Genomic DNA, 25550 nt, shown 5'->3' on the forward strand with positions numbered 1-25550 from the left:
ACGGAGAATCCAATAGTGCGGGAAGCCCTTCCGGGGGTGTGAGGTGCCTCACGCTTGCCGGAGTGCGCGGCGTCCCCTGCGGTCCTCGACGGTGTCCCGTACGGTCCTCGACGGCGTCCCGGCGACCCCGCTGGGATGAAGGTCTCTCATGTCGGAGGGACGTCCTTAACTCAGGGTTGTATACAGTCCACTCCCCGACGTCCGGGTCAGCAGTTGCTTACCCGAGGTGATGCGACCCTTCCCTTGTGACAGTGGTGGCCGCTCCCCGACCCCTGGTGGGAGCCGTGCTTCTGTTGTTCGTCAGCGCCGCCTGGGGGTCGGCCTTCCCGCTGATGAAAGATCTGATCGACCGCATCCCCGTGGCCGATCTGCTCGCGGAGCGGTACGGGGTGGCGACGCTGGCGTTGTTCTTACTCCGCCCACGCTGTCTGCGGGGGCTGCCGGAGCAGACCTGGATCACCGGGATCCTGCTCGGCCTGCTGTTCGGCGTGGGACAGACCGCCCAGGCGGTGGCGCTGCACGACCTGCCGTCGCCGGTCTCGGGCTTCACCGTCGGGTCCTATGTGGTGATCACCCCGGTCCTCGGGCTGATCCTGCTGGGGGCCAGGCTCTCGGGCCGGACCTGGACGGCGGTCGCGCTGGCGACGGCCGCGATGACCGCGTTCACCCTCCTGCGCGGGGGCGGGGAGACGGACATCTCCCTCCCCGCGCTGGTCCTGACCCTGTTGTCCGCGATCCTGTACTCCGCGCACACCCTGGTGCTGGGCTCCTTCGAACGGGCCCGCCAGGACGCCTACGCGGTCGCGGTGATCCAGCTCGGCGTCATCGCCGTCATGACGGGCATCCTCGCCGTCCCGGACGGGATCACCCTCCCCGCGACCCCCGCCGACTGGACGATCCTCGGCCACCTGTCGATCGTCGCCTGCGCCCTGGGTTTCCTGGCCCGCTCCTTCGGCCAGGTCCACGTCCCCCCGGCGCCCGCGGCGGTGATCCTGTCGGCCCAGCCGCTCTGGGTGACCGCCCTGGCCGCCGTCGTGTACGGCGAGGCGCTCACCTGGGCGGTCCTGCTCGGGGGCGCGCTGATCGCCACGGCGATGCTGCTGACCGTGCTACCCGGCGGCCGCTCGGCCCGGGGGCCGTCCTGACGGCCGGCCGGGGTCGCTCGCCCGGCGGGCCAGCGGGATGCGCAGCACGAAGCGCGCGCCCCGGGAGCTGTCCTCCACGACCAGGCTCCCGCCGTGGGCCTGGGCGATCTCCCTGGCGATGGGCAGGCCCAGCCCGGTGCCCCCGGCGTCCCGGGCGCGGGCGGCGTCCAGCCGGGTGAACCGGGCGAAGACCACCTCCCGCTGGGCGGGGGCGATCCCGGCCCCGTCGTCCAGCACCTCCAGCACGGCTTTGCCCTCGTGGGCCGAGACGCTCACCATGATGGTGGAGGCCGCGTGCCGTTCGGCGTTGTCCATCAGGTTGGTCAGCAGCCGGGCCAGCTGGAGCGGGTCGCCGGCCACCGTCACGCGGGGCTCCAGCCTCCGGACCACCGTGACCCGGCGCTCGCGGCGGTCCAGCTCGTCGGCGACCATCCGGCCCAGGTCGATCCGCTCCCGGGCGGAGGGCGCGGCGGCGTCGAGCTTGGCGAGCGTCAGCAGGTCGGCCACGATCGCCTGGAGCCGGTCCAGGCTGGCGAGCATGGCCTGCGCCTTGGGTCCCCAGTCGACGTCCTCGGGATAGTGCAGCGCCTCCTCGACCTGGGCGCGCATGGCGGTCAGCGGGCTGCGCAGGTCGTGGGAGGCGTCGGAGGCGAACCTGCGCTGGCGCTCCACCGCCTGCTCCAGGCGGTCCAGGGCCTGATTGATCGTCTGGGCCAGCTCCCTGATCTCGTCCCGGGCCTCCGGGACCGGCACCCGGCGGCCGAGATCGGTCGAGGTGATCTCCGTGAGCTCGCTCGTGATCGCGTTCACCGGGAGCAGCGCGAAGGCCACCGTACGGTAGGCGCTGACCCCGGCGAACACCACGCCCAGCAGGGACATGCCCACTAGGAAGGCGAACAGCCCGGGGTGGACGTACCAGGGGACCGGCTCACCGGGGTAGTAGGCGTCCGCGAGGTCGTGCAGGAAGTACAGCGCCACCGCCGTGACGGCGGTGTCGGACAGGGCGGCCGTGGTGACGGCGATCAGCGTGAGCCGGGTCCGGACAGACCACGAGCGCCGTGCGGGCACGCCGATCTTCACCCCCCGGATAGGAGCCTGCCCGCGGACTCCGCCGGGCCCCGCCGCGCGACGGGAATCCTTCGGCGGAGCTCCGGGGGCAGGCTCTCAGACGATCGCATCAGGCAGATTGATTGCCTTTTCCTGGCGATACATGGCCAAGTAAGGGCAAAGATCGCATCCGCTTCTCGTGTAGAGCGATGCTCTGTACGGCTGATCGCCCGCTGGTTAGAGTAAGTGAGCACTGATTGGAGCGGGCATGGATCTCGACGAGTACCGCCGTGCGGCCAGGTCCTGGCTGGCGGAGAACGCCCCGGACACCAGGGCCGAGGGCGCACCCGACGCGGGCGGCGTGGCCGCCGCGAAGGAATTCATGGTGAAGCTGTACGACGCGGGCTACTCCGGCATCACCTGGCCCCGCGAGTGGGGAGGTCAGGGCCTGACCCAGGCCGAGGACCGCGCCTTCGCCGCCGAGGCCCAGGACTTCGTCCTGCCGACCTACGTGTTCTCCATCGGCCTGGGCATGTGCGGGCCCACCCTGGTCGACCTGGGCACCGACGAGCAGCGGCGGCGGTACATCCGGCCGCTGCTGCGCGGGGAGGAGATCTGGTGCCAGCTCTTCTCCGAGCCCGGCGCCGGCAGCGACGTCGCGGCGCTGCAGACCCGGGCGGTCCCCACCGACGGCGGCTGGGTGGTCGACGGCCAGAAGGTCTGGACCTCCGTCGCCCACCACGCCGACCTGGGCCTGCTGCTGGCCCGCACCGACGTGGACGTGCCCAAGCACAAGGGCCTGACCATGTTCATCGTGGACATGCACGCCCCCGGCGTCACGGTCCGGCCGCTGCGGGACATGAGCGGCCGCGCCCACTTCAACGAGATCTTCTTCGACGGCGTGCACATCCCGGCGGAGAACGTGGTCGGCAAGGTCGGCGACGGCTGGAGCTGCGCGGTCACGACCCTGCTGCACGAGCGCCTGTCGATCTCCAGCGGCGTCGGCATGGGCGGGCAGAAGGACAACCCGGCCGCCTTCGAGGCGCTGCGCGCCGCCTACGCCGGCCCGGGCGGCGCCACCGACCCCCTGGTCAGGGACCAGCTCGTCGAGCTCTACGTGCGCTCCCGCGCGCTGGCCCTGTTCAACCAGCGGCTCGCCCAGGAGACCAAGGCGGGGATCTTCCCCGGGGCCCGGGGCAGCGCGGCCAAGCTGCTGCTGGCCGAGCTGACCCTCTTCCAGGCCGACCTGGCCACCTCGCTGGCCGGGCCGGAGGCCGTGGCCTACCCGGGCGGGGGCGGCGGCACCGGGGAGGTCGGCGGGAGCGCGGGCGCCCGGCTGGCGAACGCGATCGCGATGGCCCCCGGGATGGCCCTGGGCGGCGGGACCAACGAGATCATGCGCAACATCGTCGGCGAGCGGGTGCTGAACCTCCCGCCCGAGCCGCGCACCGACAAGAACGTGCCGTTCAAGGACCTGAGGACGAGCGGGGAGACCTCCGCCGGGGACGGGAGGCTCGCATGAAGCTCGTGCTCACCGCGGAGCAGCGGGAACTGCGCGAGGCCGTCCGCGGCTTCCTCGCCGCGGCCTCGCCGCTGTCCGCCGTACGGACCGCGATGGACTCCGAGGCCGGCCACGACCCGGCCGTCTACCGGAGGCTGGCCGGAGAGCTCGGGCTCACCGGCCTGATCGTCCCCGAGGAGTACGGCGGGGCCGGGGCCGGATACGCCGAGCTCGCCGTGGTCCTGGAGGAGACCGGGGCGGCGCTCCTGCCGGGGCCGTTCCTGGCCACCACGGCCGCCGCCATCGCGCTCACCCAGGCCCGCACGCCCGACAAGGAACTGCTCTCCGGCATCGCCGAGGGACGCCTGAACGCCGTCTACGTCCCGGCCTCCGGCGTCGGCGTCGACGCCGCGGGCGGGGACGGCCGGGCCGTGCTGCGCGGGACCGCACCGCAGGTGATCAACGGCATGGACGCCGACGTGCTGCTGGTCGAGACCGCGGACGGGGCGCTGGTGGCGGTGGAGCCCGGCGCCGAAGGCGTCACCCGGCGGGCGCTCACCACCCTCGACCCCACCCGCGGCCAGGCCGGGGTGACCTTCGACGGCGCGCCGGGCCGGGTGATCTCCGAGGGCGACGAGAACGGCCTGGCCCGCACCCGGGACCTGCTCGCCGTGGCGGTGGCGGCCGAGCAGCTCGGCGTGCTGCGGGCCGCGCTGGACGCGATCGTCGCCTACAGCAAGGTCCGGGTGGCCTTCAACCGGCTCATCGGCTCCTACCAGGGGGTCAAGCACAAGCTCGCCGACATGCACTGCAAGCTGGAGCAGGCCGAGTCGATCGTCCGGTACGCGGCCTGGACCGCCGACGAGGCTCCCGGGGAGCTGCCCGCGGCCGCCGCGCTCGCCCAGGTCTACCTGGGCCGGGCCTGCTTCGAGGTGGCCCGCGACAGCCTGCTGCTGCACGGCGGCATCGGCTTCACCTGGGAACACGACGCCCACCTGTTCTACAAGCGGGCCAAGGCGGACGAGGTCCTCCTCGGGCCGCCGCGGACGCACCGGGCCCGCCTCGCCGACCTGCTGGAGCTGTAGAGGAGACGACCCATGGCCGACATCAGCGGGCTGCCCGGCTTCTACCGGATCGCCCAGGCCGATCCGGACCGCCGGGCGGTGATCGACACCGACGGCACGGTGACGACGTACGGCGAGCTGCTCGCCCGGGTGAACCGGGTCTCGCACGGGCTGCGGGCGCGGGGCCTGACGAAGGGGGACGCGGTCGCGGGCGTGCTGCCCAACGGGATCGACGCGGTGACCATGCTGATGGCCACCGGGCAGATCGGGCTGTACTACGTGCCGATCAACTGGCACCTGACCGAGCGGGAGATCGGCTACATCGTCGACGACAGCGGGGCCCGGATCACCGTCACCCCCGAGTCGGGCGGGGCCGCGGCCCTGGCCGAGGGGCAGCCGGACACCGAGCCCGGGGACCGGACGTCCGGCGCCGTCATGTGGTACACCTCGGGCACCACCGGCTTCCCCAAGGGGGTGCGCCGGCCGCTGTCGGACACCGCGCCGGAGGAGACCGTCCCCCTCTACACCTGGTTCTTCGGCGAGGTCTGCGACCTGAAGCCCGGCGACGAGGTCCACCTGGTCACCTCGCCGATGTACCACTCCTCCCCGAGCGCGCACACCATCTTCGCCCTGCACCTGGGACACACGCTGGTGATAGCGCCGAAGTTCGAGCCGGAGACGATCCTGGAGCTGATCGAGCGCCACCGGGTCACCAACGCCATGATGGTGCCGACCATGTTCCACCGGATGCTGCGGCTCCCGCCCGAGGTCCGCGAGCGCTACGACGTGTCGTCGCTCCGGCAGGTGATCCACACCGCCGCCGCCTGCCCGGTGGCGGTCAAGCAGGGGATCATGGACTGGTGGGGCCCGGTCCTGTACGAGTACTACGGCTCCACCGAGTCCGCCATCGCCTTCGCCGTCAAGCCGCAGGAGTGGCTGGAGCGCCCCGGCACCGTCGGCCGCCCGGTCCCGACCTTCGAGGCCAGGATCCTCGACGAGAACGGTGAGGACCTGCCGCCCGGCGAGCCCGGCATGATCTACGTCAAGTCGGGCATCGGCGGCTTCGAGTACCACAGGGACCCCGCCAAGACGGCCGCCAGCATGCGCGGGGAGTGGTACACCCCGGGCGACATCGGCTACCTCGACAAGGACGGCTACCTGTTCCTGTGCGACCGCCGCACCGACCTGATCATCTCCGGCGGGGTGAACATCTACCCCGCCGAGATCGAGGCGGCGCTGCTGGAGCACCCGGCGGTGACGGACGCGGCGGTGATCGGCGTGCCCGACACCGAGTGGGGGCACAAGGTCGTCGCCCTCGTCCAGACGGCCCCCGGCACCCGGCCGTCGGCCGGGGAGCTGCTGGAGCACCTCGAACCGCGCATCGCCCGGTTCAAGCACCCACGCGTGATCGAGTTCCGTGACGAGCTGCCCCGCACCCCCACCGGGAAGCTCTCCCGCTCCAGGGTCCGGGAGGAGTACCTGTCCGCCGGGGAGGGTGCCACGGCCGCCGGGGAGGGCCTCACGACCGACTGACGGCCTCGGCGTCCTCGGCACGCGCCTTCCTGCGGTGCTCCTGCGGGCTGATCCCGCGCACCCGCTTGAAGGCGGTGCTGAGGGCGAAGGCGCTGCCGTACCCGACCCGCGCGGCCACGGCGCCGACCGTGGCGTCGGAGCCGCGCAGCAGGTCGGCGGCGAGCGTCAGCCGCCAGTCCGTCAGGTACGCCATGGGCGGCTCGCCGACCAGCTCGGTGAAGGAGCGCGCCAGCGCCGCCCGGGAGACGCCCACCTCGGCGGCCAGCCCGGCCACCGTCCAGGGCCGTCCGGGGTGGGCGTGGAGCAGCCGGAGCGCCCGTCCCACCACCGGGTCGCCGAGCGCGTGGTACCAGGCCGGGGCCTCGGCCTCGGGACGGGAGAACCAGGTCCGCAGGACGGAGATGAGCAGCAGGTCCAGCAACCGGTCCAGGACGACCTCCTGGCCGGGCTCCTCCCTGAGGATCTCCTCGCCGAGCAGCGGGACGAGCGGGCTGCCCAGGGACTCGCCGGGCAGGACCAGCAGCGCGGGCAGCGCCCGCAGCAGCCGCCGGCTGATCTCGGAGTGCGGCTGGTAGGTGCCGACGAGCATCACCATCGGGCCGTCCGGGTCGTTGCCCCAGGTCCGCACGCCCAGGTCCATCGCCTCCGACAGCTCCTGCCCCCCGGGGGTGGTGCAGCGCTGCCCGGGATGGACCACGACCTGCGGCGGGGTGGCCGGGTCGTCGGCGAACGTGCAGGGGGCGGGGCCGCGGGTGATCGCGATGTCGCCGGGGCGGAGCCGTACCGCCTCGCCCCGGTCGGGGATCACCCACGCCTCACCGCGAACCACGGCCGTCAGGGAGAGCGGGGCCCGGTCCTCGATCCGCACCGACCACGGGGGCGCCATCATCGCCCGCAGCAGGAACGCCTCCCGGGCTCGCGGCCCGTCCAGGAGCCCCGTCAACGCGTCCATCTCACTCACCCCGGCTTCCCCTGGACGACCAGCGGACGACTCTTCCCGGTCTCCGGGATCCGGCGGATCCGCCGAATCTCCGAGACGATCGAATACCTTAGACGATTGAACATGGGATTGAGTCTCTCGGCCATGGAGCGTCTCATGGGGTTCGGGATTCACTGGTCCCATGACGGAGAAGACGACTTTGATCATAGGCAGTACGGGCAAGACCGGCAGGCGGGTGGCCGCCCGCCTCCAGGACCGCGGCCTGCCGGTACGGGCGGGCTCCCGGTCCGGGACCCCGCCCTTCGACTGGGCCGACCCGGCCACCTGGGAGCCCGCGCTGCGGGGCGTGGACGCGGCGTACATCACCTACTACCCGGACCTGGCGGCCCCTGGAGCCTCCGAGGCGGTCCGCGCCCTGGCCGCGCTGGCGGTGCGCAGCGGAGTCCGCAGGCTGGTCCTGCTGTCCGGCCGGGGAGAGCCGGAGGCGGCGACCGCCGAGCGGGCGGTCCAGGACTCCGGCGCCGAGTGGACGATCGTGCGCGCGAGCTGGTTCTTCCAGAACTTCGACGAGGGCCACCTGCTGGAGCCGGTGCTCGGCGGCACGATCGCGCTGCCGGCCGGGGACGTCGCCGAGCCGTTCGTCGACGCCGATGACATCGCGGACGTCGCCGCCGCGGCGCTCACCGAGGACGGGCACGCCGGGCAGGTCTACGAGGTGACCGGCCCCCGGCTGCTGACCTTCGCCGAGGCGGCCGGGGAGATCTCCAGGGCGGCCGGGCGGGAGGTCCGCTACGTGCCGGTCTCCGCCGACGGCTACGCGGGCATGCTCATGGAGTACGGCGTGCCGGCCGTGGAGGCGGAGGTGCTGGCCGGCATGTTCGCCGAGATCCTGGACGGGCGCAACGCCCACCTGGGCGACGGCGTCCGGCGCGCCCTGGGCCGGGAACCCCGCGACTTCACCGGCTACGTGGACGCCGTCGCGGCCACCGGCGTGTGGAAGGGCTGAACCGCCCTCCCGCGGGATGCCGCCGGGCCCCGACCCGCGGACGGGGCCGCACGGCCGCCCGATCAGACGGGCCGGCCCAGTTCGGCGCGGAACAGGCGCAGCACGTTGTCGCCGAGGATCTTGACGATCTCCTCCTCCGCGAAGCCGTGCTTGTCCAGCGCCTCGGTGACCAGCGGCAGGCCGGCCGGCCCGTCCAGGCCCGGGACGGCCGCCATCACGTCCATGCCGCTGGGGCCGTACTCGCAGCAGGGCGGGGTGACGTCGCGCAGGACCTCGCGGATGAAGTCCGGCCCGAGGCCCACGTGGTCGATCCCCGCCACCCCCGCGACGTGCGCGATGTGGTCCACCAGCCGGTCCACCGTGAAGGCGGCCGGGTCGTCGGAGAGGAACGCGGCCAGGAAGTTCACGCAGACCACGCCGCCGGTCGCGGCGACGCCGCGGATCTGGTCGTCGGTCAGGTTGCGGTGGTGGTCCCGCAGGGCGCGGGCCGACGAGTGGGTCGCCATCACCGGGCGGTTGGCCAGCTCCAGCACGTGCTCCACGCCCGACGCGCCCAGATGGGAGACGTCGAAGATCATGCCGAGGCGTTCCATCTCCTGGACCGCGGCCACCCCCGCGGCCGTCAGCCTGCTTGCGGTGGCGTCCTCGCCGCTGCCGTCGGCGAGGGGGGTGCGGCCCCAGTGCGCGATCGAGGCGATCCGCACCCCCAGCCGGTGCATCGCAGGCAGCAGCTCGATGTCCGCGTCCAGGCCGGGCATGCTCTCCAGCGCCAGGACCAGGGCGATCCTGTCCTCCGCCAGCGCCTCGTCGATCTGGGCGCCGTCCATGCAGAGCCGTACCTCGTCGGCGTTGCCGTCGGCCAGCGCGTGCGCGCACTCGATCATGCGCAGCGTCTGCCGGAGCGCCCCCTCCGGCCGGTACCGGTCGTCGATGAAGACCGGCAGCACCTGCAGGTCCACCCCGCCCTCGCGGAGCTGCGGCAGCCAGCGCTCGCGGAAGAACGACGCCCACCGCTGCGGCGGCCGGGCCGCCACGGCCATCAGCAGGTCGTTGTGCGCGTCGGCGACCACGGCGTCATCGTGCAGCTCGGCGGGGGTGGCAGGGGCGGCGGACACGGGCGGGTCCTTCCTCGCGGGTGAGTCTGCCCCGGACCCTATCGGGACCGGAGACGCCGCGGCATCCGTGACGTCACCGGCCCGACGGCGGGCGGAGGATGCCGCCGCTCAGAGGGCGGAGGATGCTGCCGCTCAGCGGGCGAAGCGGAACGCCGACGGGCGCGGTTCCCGGGTGAGCCGCCGGTACAGGGGCGTCGAGCCCGGCCAGTTGTTGGTCACCCGGCCGGCCGCGTTCTTGTACCAGCTCGCGCAGCCCGCCTGCCACACCATGTGGTCCATGGCCCGGTCCAGGGCCCGCCGCCAGGTGTCCATCGCCTCGGGCCGCACCTCCATCGGGCCCCGCTCCGTCAGGTGGGGCAGGCAGCCCATGATGTAGCGGACCTGGCATTCGATCATGAAGACGATCGAGTTGTGGCCGAGGTTGGTGTTGGGCCCGTACAGCAGGAACAGGTTGGGGAAGTTCGGCACCGCGATGCCGAGATAGGCCTCGGCGCCGTCCTTCCACTCGTCGTGGAGCCGGCGTCCCTGCCTGCCGGCGATCTCCATCGGGACCAGGAACTCGGTGGTCAGGAAGCCCGTCGCGTAGACGATCGCATCGGCCTCGCGGATCCCGGTCTCGGTCTCCACCCCCTCCGGGACGATCCGGACGATCCGGTCGGTGACCACGTCCACGTTCTGACGGGTCAGCGCGGGATAGAAGGCGCTGTCGATGACGACCCGCTTGCAGCCGATCGGGTAGTCCGGGGTGAGCTTGGCCCGCAGCTCCGGATCGGGGACCTGGGCGTGGAGGTGGTCCAGGGCGCGCTTGCGGAGCAGCCCGGTGCTCCAGCCGCCCGCGAGGGCGCGGTAGAGGGTGCCCTCGGCGTAACGGTAGATCCACTCCCGGTAGACCCGCTGGGTGAACGGGAGGTGGTGGAAGACGGCCCGGGCCGCCCGGTTGAAGGCGGCGTCCGGCTTGGGGATCACCCAGTTGGGGGTCCGCTGGAAGACGTCGAGGTGCCCGGCCGCCTCGGCCACCGGCGGGATGAGCTGGGCCGCCGACGAGCCGGTCCCGATCACGGCCACCCGCCTGCCGGTCAGGTCCTGGGAGTGGTCCCAGCGGGCCGAGTGGAAGGACGGCCCGGCGAAGGACGACATGCCCGGGATCTCGGGCAGGTGCGGCCGGTTGAGCTGGCCAACGGCCGAGACCACCACGTCGAAGAGCTCCTCGCTCTCCCGCCCCTCCGCGACGTCCGCGGCGCGCACCCGCCACCTGCCCAGCGTCTCGTCGTAGGCGGCTGAGACGACCTCGGTGTTCAGCCGGATGCGGGAGCGCAGGCCGTACTTGTCGGCGCACTCCTCCAGGTAGCCGAGGATCTCCGGCTGCCCGGGATAGCGGCGGGTCCAGCTGGAGTAGCGCTCGAAGGAGAAGGAGTAGAGGTGGGAGGGGATGTCGCAGCCGGCTCCGGGATAGGTGTTGTCGCGCCAGGTGCCTCCGACGTCGTCGCCCTTCTCGAAGACGGTGAAGGAGCCGATGCCCGCCCTGTGGAGCTGGATGGCCATGCACAGCCCGCCGAACCCGGCACCGATGATCGCGACAGTGGGACCCATGGAAGTCCTCCGGGGGGAGTCAGGATCCACTTACATTAGGCGATCTGGTCGCATTGGGGAACAGGTGCGAGCTTCGTCGGATACACCCGTTCTGTTAAGCCGTACGGCACCTTCTGAGCGCGGACACCGCGGCCAGCAGGACGATCCCTCGCAGCACGCCCGCGACGAGGTACGGCGCACGCAGCCCGAGCGCGTGCGCCACCAGCCCGCCGGCCAGGGCTCCGAGCGGGATCAGCCCCCAGCCGAGCATCTTGTAGACGCCGTTCACCCGGCCGAGCATCCCGGACGGCACAGCCTGCTGCCGGAGACTGACGGTCACGATGTTCCAGAGGGTGACGACGAAGCCGTTGACGGCCAGCAGGGTGCCCAGCACGATCGCGTTCGGACTCAGCCCGATCCCGATGAAGACGACGACGTTCACGGCGAGCCCCGTGAGGAGGGCGGGAAGCTCCCCGGCTCTGCTGACGACGCGTGCGCCGGCCAGGCCGCCGAGCAGGCTGCCGGCCGCGGCGCCGGCCAGCAGCAGGCCGTAACCGCGCGCGTCGAGACCCAGCGTCCGGGTGGCCAGCAGGACGAGGGTGGCGTTACCGAGATGGCCGCAGAAGGTGTTGACCCCGAGCAGGACGGCGAGGGTGCGCAACAGGCGGTGGCGGACCAGCCAGCGCAGGCCGTCCGCGATCGCCGTGCGCATCGGGGGGTGCTCGCCCCGGCGGCGCCCGCATCCGGGCAGGACCGCCAGCAACGCGGCCGACAGAGCGAATGAGGCGGCGTCCATCCCGAACGGCAGTGCCACGGCGACCGCGAAGAGCAGGCTGCCGATCGGCGGTCCCAGGAACTGGGAGCCGAGCGTGGTGATCGTCTGCTGGTGGCCGTTCGCCGTGTGCAGCAGGGGAGCGGCGACGATGTCCGGCATGATCGCCTGTGCCGCGGTGGCGGAGACGACCGTACACACCCCCAGCGCGAAGGTCATGATCGCGAGCATCGGGATGTCGAGGCGGCCGGACGCGGCAAGGACCGCGATGGCACCGGCGATCACCGCCTGGAGCGCCTGGGCGCGCCACATGAGGCCGACGCGGTCGTACCGGTCGACGAGCGCCCCGGCGGGCAGCGACAGCAGCAGCCACGGCAGGTACATCGCCGCGGAGACGACCGACACCAGCCGCGGGTCACGTGTGATCGTGACGGCCAGCAACGGAACCGCCGCGGCGAACACGCCGTCCCCGGCGGCGTTGACGCCCGTCGCCCACCACAACCGCCAGTAGGCCGGAGACAAGCGTGGCGAGGCGCCGGCCCGCGTCCCCTCGCATCCCATGCCTTTCATGCCGGGATCCTCCGATGCCGGGTGCCGCCATGACATCGTTTAGCTTCCTCCTACATAGTCGAGCCATGGCTCTGAGAGTCGATCTCGGCGTGGCCGAGCTGGCGGCGACACGATTCGCGATCTCACCGCTGTCCGAGACGGTGGCCGGCCTGCAGCAAATGGGCGGCCGCGATCGGAACCCGCTCAACCTGCGGTGGCTGCGGTGGGCGAGCGACGAATTCGCCCGGCGTCCCCTCGACCTGCCGCGCACCTGGCCGCTGCTGGTGAACGACCGTCCCAGCTGGCCGGAGTTCCTCGTCCCCGCCCCGCTCGGCGCGGGCGCGTCGATCGAGGACGACCTGGCCGCACTGGAGAGGACGACCGCCCATCAGGTGCGGGCCAGCCTCCGGCGCGTGTTCGGTGAAGACCTCCCGGACACCGCCGCCGCGCTCGCCGCGCGGCCGGCGGCGGGGAGCACGGTCCGGCTGCTCGGCCGGGCGCGTGCCGAACTGCTGGAGGCGCTGCGCTCTCCCGCCACGACGACGGAGCTGGCCCGCGCGCTGGGTGTCACGCCCAGTGCGGTGTCGCAACACCTGGGAGTACTGCGCGAGAACGGGCTGGTCGCGCGCGAGCGAGCCGGGCGCAACGTCCTGTACACGGCAACCGCCCTCGGCGTTTCCCTGATCTCTCCCGATCTCCCCTGACCTTCCCTGATCGGTACGGCCGCCCGAGCCTCCCCTCGGCGGTACGGCCGACCGGGTGGCCCCGCCGCCGGAATCACGTGATCCCGGCGGCGGGCCGATAGTCTGCGCACGTGCCTACCCTCGCCGACGTCGTCGAAGTGCTCGAATCCGCCTACGACCCCCGGTGGGCGGAGTCGTGGGACGCGGTCGGGCTCGTCTGCGGCGACCCGTCCCAGCCCGTCACGAAGATCCTGTTCGCGGTGGACCCCGTGGCCGCCGTCGCCGACGAGGCGGTCTCCTGGGGCGCCGACCTGATCGTCACCCACCACCCGCTCTACCTGCGCGGCACCACGAGCGTCGCCGCCACCACCTTCAAGGGCCGCCTGGTCCACACGCTGATCAAGAACGACATCGGCCTCTACACCGCCCACACCAACGCCGACGTCGCCGATCCCGGCGTCTCCGACGCCCTCGCCCGCGCCGTCGGGCTGACCGGCCCGCTGGTCCCGCTGAGCCCTGCCGCCGACGACCCCCGCCGGGGACTCGGCCGCGTCGGTTCCCTGCCCGCTCCGATGTCCCTGCGCGACTTCGCCCGGCAGGCCGCCCGCGGCCTGCCGGGGACGGCGGGCGGCCTGCGCGTCGCCGGGGACCCCGGCCGCGAGGTCCGGCGGGTCGCGGTGAGCGGGGGAGCGGGGGACTCCCTCCTCGGGACGGCCCGCGCCGCCGGGGTGGACGTGTTCCTCACCGCGGACCTGCGCCACCACCCGGCCAGCGAGTTCATCGAGGCCGCCGCGGACGGGGACGGGCCCGCCCTGATCGACGCGGCCCATTGGGCCACCGAGTGGCCCTGGCTGGCCGACGCGGCCCGGATCGTGACGTCCGGGTTGGCGGCCAAGGGGATTAATGTTGAGACGCGCGTGTCCGAGACGGTGACGGACGCGTGGACGACAACAGCAGAGTGCGAGGAAACGACGTGAAAGCAGCCCCGGCAGACCAGAAGCGCCTGCTCGACCTGGCCGAGATCGACTCCGTCATCGACCGGCTGGCCCACCGCCGCCGCACCCTGCCGGAGCTGGCGGAGATAGACGAGCTCGCCGCCCGCGTGGCCAGGCTGGCGACCCAGGTGATCGCCGCCGAGACCGAGGCGGGTGACCTCGCCCGCGAGCAGGCCAAGGCCGAGGGCGACGTCGACTCGGTCCGCACCCGCGCCGAGCGCGACCAGAAGCGCCTCGACTCCGGGCAGGTGTCCTCCCCGAAGGACCTCGCCAGCCTCCAGTCGGAGATCGCCTCCCTGAACCGCCGCCAGAGCGACCTCGAGGAGGTCGTCCTGGAGATCATGGAGCGCAGGGAGGCGGCCGACGCGCAGGTGGCGAAGCTGGCCGCCGAGCGCGACGAGCTCGCCGCCTCCCGCGGCGCCGCCGAGGACCGCAGGGACGCCGCGTTCGCCGAGATCGACAAGGAGAGGGCCGAGGCCCAGGAGCGGCGCGCCGCCGTCGCCGGCGGCATCCCCGCCGACCTGCTCTCCCTCTACGAGAAGCTCCGCGAGCAGTTCGGCGTGGGTGCCGCGATGCTCCAGGGCGGGCGCTGCCTCGGCTGCCGTACGAGCCTGTCGATCGCCGATCTCAACCGCATCAAGTCCGCCGCCCACGACGAGGTGGTCCGTTGCGAGGAGTGCCGCCGCATCCTGGTCCGCACCCCGGAATCCGGCCTGTGACCTCGTACATCGTCGAGGCCGACGGCGGGTCCCGGGGCAATCCCGGGCCCGCCGGTTACGGGGCGGTGGTCAGGGACGCCGCCGACGGGCAGATCCTCGCCGAGGACGCCGCGGCGATCGGCACGGCCACCAACAACGTCGCGGAGTACCGCGGGCTGATCGCGGGCCTGCGGTCCCTGCTCGACCTGGCGGGGGACGGTGCGGCCGTCGAGGTACGGATGGACTCCAAGCTGGTGATCGAGCAGATGGCCGGCCGCTGGAAGATCAAGAACGAGGGCCTGCGCCCGCTCGCGCTGGAGGCGGGGGCGCTGGCCCGCCGCCTCCGCGTCGCCTGGCGGTGGATTCCCCGCGAGCGGAACCGGGAGGCCGACCGGCTGGCCAACGAGGCCATGGACGCCGCGGCCAAGGGCCTCGCCTGGCACTCCACGACGACTTCGGGCGAGCCCGGGTCCCTCGCCTCCGGCCGGGGCGCCCCGGGTCTGGACGCCTCCGGTCGTGTCCCGTCACGCTCGGCCGGCCCCGGCCCGGCCGCTTCTGACCCCGCCTCCGAGCTCGCCGTCCCGGCCCCGGCTCCGGCTGTGGCGGGAGCGGAGGGCGCCCAGGAGTCCCTCTTCGACTCGACGGATATTTCCGAAATATCAGCAGAGACCCCTGGTCCGGCAGGGAAGGGGACCGGATGGCGGCCGGCCACGACCACCGCCACCACCCTCGTCCTGCTCCGTCACGGTGAGACCGCGCTCTCCGTCGAGCGCAGGTTCTCCGGACTCGGCGACCCCGAGCTGACCCCCAACGGCACCGCCCAGGCCGAGGCCGCGGCGGCCAGGCTCGCGCGGGCGCCGTACGGCATTCAGGTGATCGTCAGCTCCCCGCTCAAGCGCGCCCGTGCCACCGCCGAGGCCGTCGCCGCGCGGACCGGCCTGGAGGTGGTCATCGAGGAGGGGCTGCGGGAGGCCGACTTCGGTGACTGGGAGGGGCACACCTTCACCGAGATCCAGCGCCGCTGGCCGGACGAGCTCGCGGCCTGGCTGGCGGACCCGTCCGTCGCGCCGCCGGGCGGGGAGAGCTTCGAGGCGGTGGCCCGGCGGGTCCAGGCGGTCCGGGACGAGCTGGTCGAGCGCTACGAGGGCAGGACGGTCCTCGCCGTCTCCCATGTCACGCCCATCAAGACGATGCTCCGGCTCGCGCTGCTGGCGCCCCCCGCCGCGCTGTACCGCATGCACCTCGACCTGGCGTGCGTCTCACTGATCGAGTACTACGCCGACGGGCCCGCGGTGGTGAAGGCGTTCAACGACACCTCGCATCTCCACTGATCCGGCTCCGTCGTCAGGGTGATGCTGAGTTCGTCCCACAATCCACTAGATTGCCGGATATGACGAACCTTGGCGGCATGGTGCAGGAGACCACCGATCGGCTCGCGAAGCACCAGGTGGGCGTGGTGGTCGCCGCGATCGCCGGGGAATCGGTGGAGATCCGGGGCGCCGGGCGGACGGGCGGGAAGCCTGACGGCGTTCCCGGCGCCGACACGGTGTTCGAGATCGGCTCGGTGACCAAGGTGTTCACGGCGCTGGCCCTGGCGCGGCTGGTCGTGGCGGGCAGGGCCGACCTCGACGAGCCGCTCGCCGCGCTGCTGCCGGACGGGACGCGGGTGCCGTCGCGCGACGGCGAGGAGATCACGCTCCGGCACCTGGCGACCCACACCTCGGGCCTGCCACGGCTGCCCAAGGGCATGCTCCTCCGGGCGCTGCTGCGCCCGTCGACGCCGGATCCGTACGCCGGATGCACCGCCGAGTTCCTGCTGCGAACCCTGGCCGCGACCCGGCTGAGCGCCGCCCCCGGCCGCCGGTTCCGCTACTCCAACCTCGGCGCGGGCCTGCTGGGGCTGGCACTCGCCCAGCGGGCGGGCACCGACTACGAGACGCTGATCGCCCGGGAGATCTGCGAACCCCTGGGAATGACCGGCACCGGCCTCGCCGACCGGCCGGGCCGTCTCATCCAGGGTCACAACCGGCGCCACCGGCCCGTCCCGCCCTGGCACCTGGCCGACCTGACCGGAGCGGGCGGGCTGCGGTCGACGGCCGCGGACCTGGTCACCTTCGTGCGCGCCCAGCTGAACCCCGACGACTCCGGCGAACTCGCCGAGGCCATCCTGCTCACCCGCCGGACCGAGCACCGGAACACCCCCTTCTCCTGGGTGCACCTGGGCTGGATGGGCCAGCGGCTGCACGCGGGCCAGGGTGGCGGCCTGCAGATCTGGCACAACGGGATGACCGGCGGATTCTCCTCGTTCGTGGGATTCGACCCGGAACGGCAGGCGGCCGTCATCGCGATCGGCAACACCCAGCGGTCGATGGACAAGCCCGCCTTCGACCTGCTCCGCCGCCTGCAGGAGCAGCAGGGCCCCGGGAGTTCCTGACCCTCCGTGCGCTCTGGGGGTACGGCGGGCCTGCGGGTGCGGCAGACCCCGGGGGCACGACGGACAAGATCCGCAGAATGCGCTCCGGAACAGGGAGCCGGCCGGGACCCGTTAAGCTTGAGGCACGGCGGACGAGCCGGCCGGGCGGCCGCGTCGGGCCCTTCGGGGCTCGCCGAGGAAGGTCCGGGCTCCACAGGGCAGGGTGGTCGGTAACGCCGACCCGGGGTGACCCGCGGGACAGTGCCACAGAAAGCAGACCGCCTCTCTCCCCGAGAGGGGTAAGGGTGAAACGGTGGTGTAAGAGACCACCAGCGCCCACGGTGACGTGGGCGGCTCGGTAAACCCCACCCGGAGCAAGGTCAAGAAGGGACGCCCTCCGGGGCGTCCCGCGCGCGGCGCCTGAGGGCTGCCCGCCCGAGCCGCGCGGGTAGACCGCTTGAGGCCGTCGGCAACGACGGCCCTAGATGGATGGTCGCCCCTTCACACCCGTGAAGGACAGAACCCGGCCTACAGGCCGACTCGTCCGCCTTACCCCTCTGGCCAGGGGCTCAGGGGTCATGTTTCGTTCTCATTCAGGCTCTGTTCCGCCGGGTCTTTTGATCTCAACGTCGATGGCGCCCCGGCCGAGGCCTCGTCGTCAGGGAACAGGTGCCCGTGGGTGGCGGGTACGGCCGCGGCGGCGGCACCACTGCGAGACCGTTTCCGCCGCCGGCTCGTTCACCGGTCCACTCGCACCCGGCTGCGGTTGCTGCGGCGGATGCGCAGGTACCGGGCCAGATGGACGGCATCGCGGCCGACGCCGCGCAGGGTGTTGGAGGAAGGGCTGCGCTGCCATTCCAGGCCGAGGAAGCCGAGCCCGGGGTGGGTGAGCGACACCCCGCCGCGCTGGTGGGGCCGGCCGTGCTCGTCCAGGACGCCGAGGGCGTGCAGGTAGGGCAGGTGGGGTCGGTAGCCGGTGGCGAAGATGACCGCATCGACGTGCTCGCGGGTGCCGTCGGCCCAGATCACGTCGTCTCCGGCGAAACCGGTGAACATCGGGCGCCGGTCCATGCGTCCTTCGGCCAGGGCGCGGCGGTAGCGGCCGTCGTCGAGTACCGGCACCCGGGGCGGGGAGTCGAGCAGCCGGGCGGGCAGGCGGTCAAAACCGGTCACGGTCAACCAGAAGTGCAGGTCACGGCCGAAGGGCTGCTGGTTGACGAAACGGATCGCCGCGCGGGTGGCCAGGGTGACTGTGGCGCTGTCGGCCAGGTCGCGGGCGATCTGGATGGCGGAGTTGCCCGCGCCGACCACCACGACGCGCTGACCGGCATGGGGAGCCGGGTTGCGGTAGGCGGCGGCGTGCAGGATCTGTCCGGTGAAGGTCTCCTGGCCGGGCAGAGCGGGGAGGTACGGATTGCCGAAGGAGCCGCTGGCGGCGATCACCGCCGGGGCGTCCAGGACGGTGCCGCCGGCGAGTTCGACGGTGAAGCCGCCGCCCTCGGCTCGCACCTGCTTCACGCGGGCGCCGGTGCGGATCTCGGCGTCCAGGCCGGCGGCGTAGCGCTCCAGGTAGGCGGCCACCTCGTCGCGGTGCGGGTAACGGTCGGGGTCCCCGCCGAAGGCCAGGCCGGGCAGGGTGCTGTAGCGGGCCGGGGAGAACAGGGTGAGGCTGTCGTAGTAGCGCGGCCAGGAGCCGGCCGCGCGCTCGGCGGCCTCCAGCACCAGCGGGCGCAGGCCGGTCCGCGACAGGGCGCGGGCGGCGGCCAGTCCGGCCTGGCCGGCGCCGATGACGACGACATCGAAAGGGGAGGCGGTCATGCCTCCGCATCGTATCGTCAAATCAAGAAATGACAATATGATGGGTGAGGGGGGATGCTATGACCATGGATGACGGGATCGTGCTGACGGAGGCGGCTCGCGCCCTGCTCAAGGCCCTGGCCAGTGACACCCGCCAGCAGATCCTCATGCTGTTCGCGGGCGGGACCGAGCTGACCGTCGGCCAGGTCGCCGAGCGTCTGGAGCTGGCGCAGTCGGCGGCCTCCACCCACCTGGCCACGTTGCGTGAGGGCGGAGTGCTGACCTCCCGGCGGGAGTGGAAGACCGTCTATTACCGGGCCGATCGGCAGCGGATCGGCCGGGCCCTGGGTGACCTCCAGGCATGTCTGCACGCCTGCTGCCCGCCGGCCGACTGCTCATCCGACACCTGTGCCTGAGGCCGGCGTCCCGCCTCGGCCGGAGTGGGGCGGGTCATCCGCACGGGCACGGTCCCGCGGGCCGCAGCACCTCACGCACGTCTCCTCGCGCATCGACGGCGATCTGACAGCAGGCCAGCAGGAGTGTGCGCAGCCGGGCCCGGGCCCGCTGGATGCGTGACTTCATCCCCGGCACCGAGAGCCCGAGCCGTCGCGCGGCCTCGGCCTGGGTCAGCCCGTCATAGTCGACCATGGCGATGGCCTGGCGGTCGCGCTCCGGCAGTCGCGCCAGCATCGGCGCCAGACAGCCGGTCAGTGCGCTCAGTGCGCCGGGATCGGCCGCCTCGGTGCTCAGGCTGCGGTCGAAGACCGCGCGGGCCTGGGTGCGCCCGGCGCGAGCGGCGGCCCGGTGGTGGTCGATGATCGCATTGCGGGTGATCTGGTAGACCCAGGCCTCCAGCCGCCCGGCGTCGCGCAGCTCGGAGGCGCTGCGGCTGATGCGCATCAGCACCTCCTGGACGATGTCCTCGGCCTCGTCGGGGCGGTCGACGCGAGCGGCGACGAAGGCGACCAGTCGGGTGCGCATCTGCGTGATGGCTGCGATGTCGGAGGCCGGGTGGGTGGGTGTCGTCACGGTCTTGTTCTTCCGGAAGCGGGCCCGAGGCCGGTCGGCCCGGCCTCGGGTATGGACGGGGTTATCGGCAGCCGCAGCTGCTGGGTGCCGGGGGGGTCGCCTCGGCCGAGGCGTCGGCCGGGGTGCCGCAGCAGGCGCCCTTGTCCCCGGGGGCGCAGCAGGTCTGCAGCGCGGTGGTCGAGCAGCAGGCCGCAGCCGATGCGGCAGTCGATTCGGACTGGGCGGGGTCGGTGATGGTCATGGCAGGTCATCCTCTCCTTCGGAAAAGCGCTCACCCCGGTAGACGGCCCGTCCCGGAAATGGATGCACTACGGCCACCTGTCTGCTTCGATCGATAGCTAATTTGACAACTCTCTAATCAGAGTGGCAGGCTGAGTACTACTTAGACAAACTTCGAATTATGAGGTGTTCGATGCGTTCCCTGTTCCGCCGCCGCTCCGCCCCCGTGACCGTCTCCTCCGACGAGGTCACCGGCACCGTCTGCGACCGCATCTGCCGAGCCGAGGCCGTCATGGAGCGCGCCCGCACCGCCGCCTGGCCGGCCCGCTGAACCTCCCCGATCGTCCGACCATCTGGCCCGCAAGGAGTGACCATGAGCAGCAGCTGCTGCGGCACCACCCCGTCCCGTGAGCACGAGCAGACCACGGCCTCCGGCGCCACCGGCGCACTGCCCGTCGTCGTGATCGGCGCCGGTCCGGTCGGCCTGGCCGCCGCCGCCCACCTGGCCGAGCGCGACCAGGACTTCCTCATCCTGGAAGCCGGCGAGCAGGTCGCCGCCTCGGTGGCCCAGTGGGGTCACGTACGCGTCTTCAGCCCGTGGAAGTACAACGTCGACGCCGCCGCCCGCCGCCTGCTGCGGGCCGACGGCTGGACCGCGCCCGACGAGGAGTGGCTGCCCACCGGGGATGAGCTCATCGCCGACTACCTGGCCCCGCTGGCCAAACTGTTCGGCCGGCGGGTACGGCTCGGCGCCGAGGTGAGCGCGATCAGCCGCCTCGGCTACGACCGGGTGCGCACCACCGGCCGCGAGGACGCGCCCTTCCTGATCCGCCTCGCCGACGGTGAGGAGCTGCAGGCCCGCGCGATCATCGACGCCTCCGGCAGCTACGCCACGCCCAACGTGCTGGGCGCCTCGGGCCTGCCCGCCCACGGCGAGAGCGAGGCCGCCGCGCTCATCGATCACGCCCTGCCCGACGTGCTGGGCGCCGATCGGGAGCGCTATGCCGGCAGGCACACCCTGGTGGTGGGCGCCGGTCACTCGGCCGCCACCACGCTGCTGGCCCTGGCCGCCCTGGCCGAGGAGGCCCCGGGCACCCGGATCACCTGGGCGATCCGCGCCGGGAACGCCACCCGTACCTACGGCGGCGGCGCGGCTGACGCGCTGCCGGCCCGCGGCGCGCTCGGCACCCGGCTGCACGAGCATGTCACCTCCGGCCGCATCACGCTGCTGACCGGTTTCTTCACCCACCGCGTACAGCGGACCGCCGACGGCATCGAGGTGATCAGCCGTGACCCGTCCGGCGCCGAGCAGTCCGTTACCGCCGACCAGGTCGTGGCCGCCACCGGATATCGGCCCGACCACTCCATCACCGCTGAACTGCGCCTGGACCTGGACGCGATCCTCGGCTCCACCCGTGCCCTGGCCCCGCTGATCGACCCCAACCACCACTCCTGCGGGACCGTGCCCGCCCACGGAGCCGACGAGCTGGCCCACCCCGAGCCCGGCTACTACGCCGTCGGCGTCAAGAGCTACGGCCGCGCCCCGACCTTCCTGATGGCCACCGGATACGAGCAGGTGCGCTCGGTGGTCGCGGCCCTGACCGGGGACTGGGAGGCCGCCCGGCAGGTGCGGCTGGAACTGCCCGAGACCGGCGTGTGCTCCTCCGGCCTCGCCGAGGCCCAGGAGGCCCGTGTCGGCCTGGCCACCGGTATCAGCGGTGGCCTGCTGGCCACCCCGCTGCCGTTGGCGACCGTCTCCGCATCCGGCGGCGGCTGCTGCGGCTGATGCCGCTGCGGTGCTACCACCAGGGGAAGATCGCGTGCGCAAGGTGAGTTCACCGACCGGCTCTACCGCTGCCGTTCCGGCCCCCGTCAACGACCGGAACGGCAGCGGCCGGGGCCGGTACGGCACGCGGCTGATCGCGGCGCTGGCGATCACCCAGACCGCCGGGTACGGCGTGCTGTACTACGCCTTCGCCGTCCTGCTGGTTCCCATGAGCCGCGACCTGCGCGCCGGCACCGGCCAGATCGCCGGGGCGCTGACGGCCTCGGTGCTGACCACGGCGCTGGCCGCCCCATGGGTGGGCCGACTGCTGGACGCCCGCGGCGGCCGGGCTCCGATGACGGCCGGATCCGTGCTCGGCACGGCCGCGGTGCTGGCCTGGTCCCAGGTCACCACGCTGATCCAGCTGTATGCAGCGCTGGTGCTGGTCGGCCTGGCCTCGGCCCTGGTGTTGTATGAGGCGGCCTTCACCGTCGTCATCGCCGTCTGCTCACCCGCCCGCCGGGCGAAGGCGCTGCTGGCGATCACCATCGTGGCCGGGTTCGCCTCCAGCGTGTTCTTCCCGCTGACCGGATTCCTGGTCGCCGCCTTCGACTGGCGCACCACCCTGCTCATCCTCGCCGCCGCCTACGCCGCCCTGGCCATCCCGCTGCATGCGCTGATCCTGCCCGGCCGCGACCATGCCCGCGAGCGGGCCGGCCCATCGGCCGCACCACGCCGCTCCGAACTGGTGCGCACCGCCATGCGCGGGCGGGCGTTCTGGCTGCTGGCAGGAGCGTTCCTGGCCCAGACCGGCGCGGTCGCCGTGATGGCCGTGCTGCTGGTCGCCTACCTCATCGCCCTCGGCCACGCGCCGGTCTTCGCCGCCGGTGCGGCCGGGCTGCTGGGTGTGCTGTCGGTCACCGGCCGCCTGGCCGGCACCGCGCTGTCGGCCCGCCGGCCCATCGCGCTGGTCACCGCCTCGATCTTCGCCCTGCAGGGCGCCGCCGCCCTCACGCTGCCGATCGTCGGCCGCAGCCCGGCGGGCGCGATCGGCGCGGTGACCCTGTTCGGGCTTGGGTTCGGGGTGGCCACCATCGCCCGCCCCGCCCTGCTGGCCAAGCGCTACGGCACCGGCGCCTACGGCAGCATCAGCGGTGCGCTGGCCCTGCCGGTGATGGCGGCCAAGGCCGGTGCCCCGTTGCTCGCCGCCGTTCTGCTCCCGGTCGCCGGCTACGGCTGGGTGATGGGCGGGGTGGCACTGGCCTGCGTGATCGCGGCTTTGGCCTTGGTCGCCTACCACCGCATATAATTTCGATGAGTTTCAAAGTAAGGAGCCCTGCATGACCGCCGTCACGACCCGGTGCTGTGCGCCGATCGCCCGTGAGCCGCTGTCGGAGAGTGACGCGGCCGAACTGGCGGTCATGCTCAAGGCGGTCGCCGACCCGGTCCGGCTGCGACTGCTGTCGATGATCGGCTCCCATGCGGGCGGTGAGGCGTGCGTGTGCGACCTGACCGGCGCCTTCGACCTGACCGCCCCCACCATCTCCCATCACCTCAAGACCCTGCGCACCGCGGGTCTGATCGACGGTGAGCGGCGCGGCACCTGGGTCTACTACCGCATCGTCCCCGAGGCGGTGAACAAGCTCGGGGCCCTGTTCACGCCGCTGGCCGGGCCGGTCGACCTGGAGCTCGCTTCCGCATGAGCGATGCCCCGCGCCTGGCCGGCGTGCTGGTCATCGGCGGTGGGCAAGCGGGTCTGGCCGCCGTATGCGCCGTACCACCTCGGCCCGATTCGCGTGATGCCCGGGGGGCCCGGGAGAAGCCTGAAGCTCCAGCGCGGCGGTGACCGGCCGCAAGTTCAAGGATTCCGACCGGGCGATCAGGCGCATCACCGGGTGATGGCTGTCGTCCGCTGGCCGGGGCCATGCCTGCAGCGTCAGCCATCCTGCTGACGATCGGGCCACGCGCCTGCCGGTCAGGCACACCGTGTGTGACCGGCGGCCTCGTCACCAGCCGGATCAGGGGGCGAGTCCGGCGATGAGCTTCTCCACCCGGGTGCGGATCTCATCGCGGATCGGCCGCACGGCCTCGATGCCCTGACCGGCCGGATCATCCAGCTTCCAGTCCTCATAGCGCTTTCCGGGGAAGAACGGACAGGCGTCCCCGCAGCCCATGGTGATGACCACGTCGGAGTCCTGCACGGCCTCGGTGGTCAGCACCTCGGGGGTCGCGCCGGTGATGTCGATGCCGACCTCGCGCATCGCCTCGACCGCGACCGGGTTGATGCTCTCAGCCGGAGCGGACCCGGCCGAACGGACCTCGATGCGATCGCCCGCCAGGTGGGCCAGCCAGCCGGCGGCCATCTGGGAGCGTCCGGCGTTGTGCACGCACACGAACAGCACGCTGGGCTTGTCACTCATCTCTCGCAGTCCTCTCCGCAGGTCGCCGGGCGCGACGGATGAAGGCGGGTCCGGCCGGTCACGGTCGCGACACCGGATGCGGCATGACCGCCTCATGCTCCTCGCCCACCGAGGCGCGGCCGAACAATCCGGCCACCAGCAGCAGGCCGATCACCCCGCCGGCCAGCTGGGCGACGACGAAGCCGGGCACCGAGGCCGGGGCGATGCCGGCGAAGGAGTCGGAGAACGCCCGCCCGATCGTGACGGCGGGATTGGCGAAGCTGGTGGAGGAGGTGAACCAGTAGGCCGCACCGATGTAACCCGCCACCCCCACCGGCGCGACCGTGGTGCGGCCGGCCCGCACCAGAGCGAAGATCACCAGGATCAACCCGGCGGTGGCCACCACCTCGCCCAGCCACAGGTGGCTCGCGGACCGCTCGGTGGTCGCCCAGCTGACCGCGGGCTTGTCGAACATGGCGTTGGCCAGCACCGCCCCGCCGATCGCCCCGCCGGTCTGCGCGACTAGATAGGCGCCCAGCTCGCGGGCGGTCAGCCCGGTGCCGGTACGGCGTGCCCGCCACCACTCGGCGGCCGAGACCACCGGGTTGAAATGCGCGCCGGAGACCGGCCCGAGCACGACGATCAGCACGCCCAGGCCGAGCACCGTGGCCAGGGCGTTCTCCAGCAGTTGTAGCCCCACGTCGTTCGGCGACAGGGTCTGGGCCATGATCCCGGAGCCGACCACCACCGTCACCAGCAGCGCCGTACCAGTGAACTCGGCCAGCAGCCGGCGCGGCAGCGGGATCACGTGACCGCGCCGGTCGGCAGGCTCAGCAGCGCTGACAGTTCGGCCAGCCGCTCGGGAACCACCCGGTAGTACACCCACGAGGCACGCCGCTCGCTGGTGAGCAGTCCGGCCTCCTTGAGAACCTTCAGGTGGTGGGAGATCGTCGGCTGGGACAGCTCGAAAGCCGCGGTCAGGTCGCATACGCAGGCTTCACCGCCGGTGTGGCCGGCCACGATGGAGAGGATACGCAGCCGGACCGGATCCCCCAGCGCTTTGAACACCCGTGCCAGGTCGCCTGCCTGTCCGGCGGCCAACGGCTCGCGAGCCAGCGACGATTCGCACCCGTCGGGCTCCAGCGGCTCTCTCATCGTCCCCCTTCGGCCGGGCCTGACACCAATGGATTTCACCGACATCTATATTGACATATGTCTATGAGGACGGGTGCGTCCGGGACGAGCGGGTGGGGAACCGCGAGGCGGACGACAGCTCGGGGAGGCGGCGTTCCCCGGCGCTCCCCGGCGTTC

The 25550-nt window shown here is 72.6% G+C and carries 25 protein-coding genes and 1 other RNA gene; 16 read left to right on the forward strand and 10 right to left on the reverse strand.

The annotated features are described in order from the left end of the window. Positions 1-284 precede the first annotated feature (284 nt). Positions 285-1145: a DMT family transporter gene (locus IEZ08_RS03570; protein ID WP_176728567.1), complete on the forward strand. Its 861-nt coding sequence runs from the start codon at positions 285-287 to the stop codon at positions 1143-1145. Here IEZ08_RS03570 and IEZ08_RS03575 read toward each other — a convergent pair. Next, a complete protein-coding gene (locus IEZ08_RS03575) occupies positions 1110-2225 on the reverse strand; it encodes a sensor histidine kinase (RefSeq protein ID WP_068925193.1) in 1116 nt (371 codons plus the stop codon). The two genes, IEZ08_RS03570 and IEZ08_RS03575, sit on opposite strands and share 36 nt — an antisense overlap. Before the next feature lie 235 nt (positions 2226-2460). Here IEZ08_RS03575 and IEZ08_RS03580 point away from each other — a divergent pair, with 235 nt between their 5' ends. Genes IEZ08_RS03580 through IEZ08_RS03590 form a run of 3 tightly spaced genes read left to right on the forward strand, consistent with a single transcriptional unit; the run spans position 2461 to position 6290 of the window. Beyond that, entirely contained in the window at positions 2461-3714 is a 1254-nt protein-coding gene (locus IEZ08_RS03580; protein ID WP_068925191.1) for an acyl-CoA dehydrogenase family protein, read from the forward strand. Next, positions 3711-4778, forward strand: a complete 1068-nt coding sequence (locus IEZ08_RS03585) for an acyl-CoA dehydrogenase family protein (RefSeq protein WP_068925189.1) — start codon at positions 3711-3713, stop codon at positions 4776-4778. Before IEZ08_RS03580 ends, IEZ08_RS03585 begins: the two co-directional genes overlap by 4 nt. Before the next feature lie 12 nt (positions 4779-4790). Beyond that, positions 4791-6290: an AMP-binding protein gene (locus tag IEZ08_RS03590; protein WP_068925187.1), complete on the forward strand. Its 1500-nt coding sequence runs from the start codon at positions 4791-4793 to the stop codon at positions 6288-6290. Here the strand turns inward: IEZ08_RS03590 and IEZ08_RS03595 are convergent. Then, on the reverse strand, positions 6277-7242 hold the full coding sequence (locus tag IEZ08_RS03595; RefSeq protein ID WP_189241672.1) for an AraC family transcriptional regulator: 966 nt from the start codon (positions 7240-7242) through the stop codon (positions 6277-6279). The genes IEZ08_RS03590 and IEZ08_RS03595 overlap by 14 nt on opposite strands. 169 nt (positions 7243-7411) lie before the next feature. Here IEZ08_RS03595 and IEZ08_RS03600 point away from each other — a divergent pair, with 169 nt between their 5' ends. Next, on the forward strand, positions 7412-8236 hold the full coding sequence (locus IEZ08_RS03600; protein ID WP_068925183.1) for an NAD(P)H-binding protein: 825 nt from the start codon (positions 7412-7414) through the stop codon (positions 8234-8236). A gap of 62 nt (positions 8237-8298) precedes the next feature. On the opposite strand, the gene IEZ08_RS03605 is transcribed toward IEZ08_RS03600, so the two are convergent. The 3 genes from IEZ08_RS03605 to IEZ08_RS03615 all read right to left on the reverse strand — a co-directional run bounded on the left by IEZ08_RS03605 (position 8299) and on the right by IEZ08_RS03615 (position 12262). Next, on the reverse strand, positions 8299-9351 hold the full coding sequence (locus IEZ08_RS03605; RefSeq protein ID WP_229802893.1) for a dipeptidase: 1053 nt from the start codon (positions 9349-9351) through the stop codon (positions 8299-8301). A 132-nt stretch (positions 9352-9483) separates the two neighbouring features. After that, a complete protein-coding gene (locus IEZ08_RS03610; RefSeq protein ID WP_189241673.1) occupies positions 9484-10941 on the reverse strand; it encodes a flavin-containing monooxygenase in 1458 nt (485 codons plus the stop codon). A 94-nt stretch (positions 10942-11035) separates the two neighbouring features. Then, entirely contained in the window at positions 11036-12262 is a 1227-nt protein-coding gene (locus IEZ08_RS03615) for an MFS transporter (protein WP_229802894.1), read from the reverse strand. A gap of 65 nt (positions 12263-12327) precedes the next feature. Here IEZ08_RS03615 and IEZ08_RS03620 point away from each other — a divergent pair, with 65 nt between their 5' ends. The 6 genes from IEZ08_RS03620 (at position 12328) to rnpB (ending at position 17577) form a co-directional block, all read left to right on the forward strand. After that, complete coding sequence (locus IEZ08_RS03620) at positions 12328-12945, forward strand: ArsR/SmtB family transcription factor (RefSeq protein WP_176728566.1); 618 nt, start codon at positions 12328-12330, stop codon at positions 12943-12945. 110 nt (positions 12946-13055) lie between these two features. Beyond that, complete coding sequence (locus tag IEZ08_RS03625) at positions 13056-13901, forward strand: Nif3-like dinuclear metal center hexameric protein (RefSeq protein ID WP_189241674.1); 846 nt, start codon at positions 13056-13058, stop codon at positions 13899-13901. Beyond that, the gene (locus IEZ08_RS03630) at positions 13898-14638 is read left to right on the forward strand and encodes a zinc ribbon domain-containing protein (protein ID WP_068925177.1); all 741 of its coding nucleotides are present in this window, start codon (positions 13898-13900) and stop codon (positions 14636-14638) included. The genes IEZ08_RS03625 and IEZ08_RS03630 overlap by 4 nt, the downstream gene beginning before the upstream one ends. Further along, positions 14635-15948 carry a bifunctional RNase H/acid phosphatase gene (locus tag IEZ08_RS03635; protein WP_068925176.1) on the forward strand — a complete coding sequence of 438 codons (1314 nt, stop codon included), beginning with the start codon at positions 14635-14637 and terminating at the stop codon, positions 15946-15948. The genes IEZ08_RS03630 and IEZ08_RS03635 overlap by 4 nt, the downstream gene beginning before the upstream one ends. A gap of 59 nt (positions 15949-16007) precedes the next feature. Next, positions 16008-17051, forward strand: a complete 1044-nt coding sequence (locus IEZ08_RS03640; RefSeq protein WP_084780455.1) for a serine hydrolase domain-containing protein — start codon at positions 16008-16010, stop codon at positions 17049-17051. Between the two features lie 132 nt (positions 17052-17183). Next, an RNA gene (gene rnpB / locus IEZ08_RS03645) (RNase P RNA component class A) lies at positions 17184-17577 on the forward strand. A 191-nt stretch (positions 17578-17768) separates the two neighbouring features. Here rnpB and IEZ08_RS03650 read toward each other — a convergent pair. Next, positions 17769-18848 carry a flavin-containing monooxygenase gene (locus IEZ08_RS03650; protein WP_068925172.1) on the reverse strand — a complete coding sequence of 360 codons (1080 nt, stop codon included), beginning with the start codon at positions 18846-18848 and terminating at the stop codon, positions 17769-17771. 65 nt (positions 18849-18913) lie between these two features. Between IEZ08_RS03650 and IEZ08_RS03655 the strand changes: the two genes are divergently transcribed. After that, positions 18914-19243, forward strand: a complete 330-nt coding sequence (locus IEZ08_RS03655) for an ArsR/SmtB family transcription factor (RefSeq protein WP_229802895.1) — start codon at positions 18914-18916, stop codon at positions 19241-19243. A gap of 34 nt (positions 19244-19277) precedes the next feature. Here the strand turns inward: IEZ08_RS03655 and IEZ08_RS03660 are convergent, their stop codons facing one another. Further along, the gene (locus IEZ08_RS03660; RefSeq protein WP_068925168.1) at positions 19278-19856 is read right to left on the reverse strand and encodes a sigma-70 family RNA polymerase sigma factor; all 579 of its coding nucleotides are present in this window, start codon (positions 19854-19856) and stop codon (positions 19278-19280) included. Between the two features lie 412 nt (positions 19857-20268). On the opposite strand from IEZ08_RS03660, the gene IEZ08_RS03665 reads away from it, so the two are divergent. From IEZ08_RS03665 to IEZ08_RS03680, 4 genes are read left to right on the forward strand one after another with little or no spacing between them, the layout of a single operon-like run. Next, positions 20269-20406, forward strand: a complete 138-nt coding sequence (locus IEZ08_RS03665) for a hypothetical protein (RefSeq protein ID WP_176728565.1) — start codon at positions 20269-20271, stop codon at positions 20404-20406. A gap of 42 nt (positions 20407-20448) precedes the next feature. Next, the gene (locus IEZ08_RS03670; RefSeq protein WP_084780453.1) at positions 20449-21861 is read left to right on the forward strand and encodes an FAD-dependent oxidoreductase; all 1413 of its coding nucleotides are present in this window, start codon (positions 20449-20451) and stop codon (positions 21859-21861) included. Positions 21862-21904: 43 nt separating this feature from the next. Then, on the forward strand, positions 21905-23149 hold the full coding sequence (locus IEZ08_RS03675; RefSeq protein ID WP_068928995.1) for an MFS transporter: 1245 nt from the start codon (positions 21905-21907) through the stop codon (positions 23147-23149). Between the two features lie 31 nt (positions 23150-23180). Further along, positions 23181-23543, forward strand: a complete 363-nt coding sequence (locus IEZ08_RS03680) for an ArsR/SmtB family transcription factor (protein WP_068925166.1) — start codon at positions 23181-23183, stop codon at positions 23541-23543. Positions 23544-23858: 315 nt separating this feature from the next. Here IEZ08_RS03680 and IEZ08_RS03685 read toward each other — a convergent pair whose 3' ends face one another. The 3 genes from IEZ08_RS03685 to IEZ08_RS03695 are packed head-to-tail and all read right to left on the reverse strand — an operon-like array spanning position 23859 to position 25394. Further along, complete coding sequence (locus tag IEZ08_RS03685) at positions 23859-24260, reverse strand: arsenate reductase ArsC (protein ID WP_068925164.1); 402 nt, start codon at positions 24258-24260, stop codon at positions 23859-23861. A gap of 58 nt (positions 24261-24318) precedes the next feature. Beyond that, positions 24319-25047, reverse strand: a complete 729-nt coding sequence (locus tag IEZ08_RS03690) for an aquaporin (protein WP_203863243.1) — start codon at positions 25045-25047, stop codon at positions 24319-24321. Beyond that, positions 25044-25394: an ArsR/SmtB family transcription factor gene (locus IEZ08_RS03695; protein ID WP_068925162.1), complete on the reverse strand. Its 351-nt coding sequence runs from the start codon at positions 25392-25394 to the stop codon at positions 25044-25046. The genes IEZ08_RS03690 and IEZ08_RS03695 overlap by 4 nt, the downstream gene beginning before the upstream one ends. Positions 25395-25550: the final 156 nt, after the last annotated feature.

The sequence above is a fragment of the Planobispora rosea genome (assembly GCF_014648175.1).
GTDB lineage: Bacteria > Actinomycetota > Actinomycetes > Streptosporangiales > Streptosporangiaceae > Planobispora > Planobispora rosea.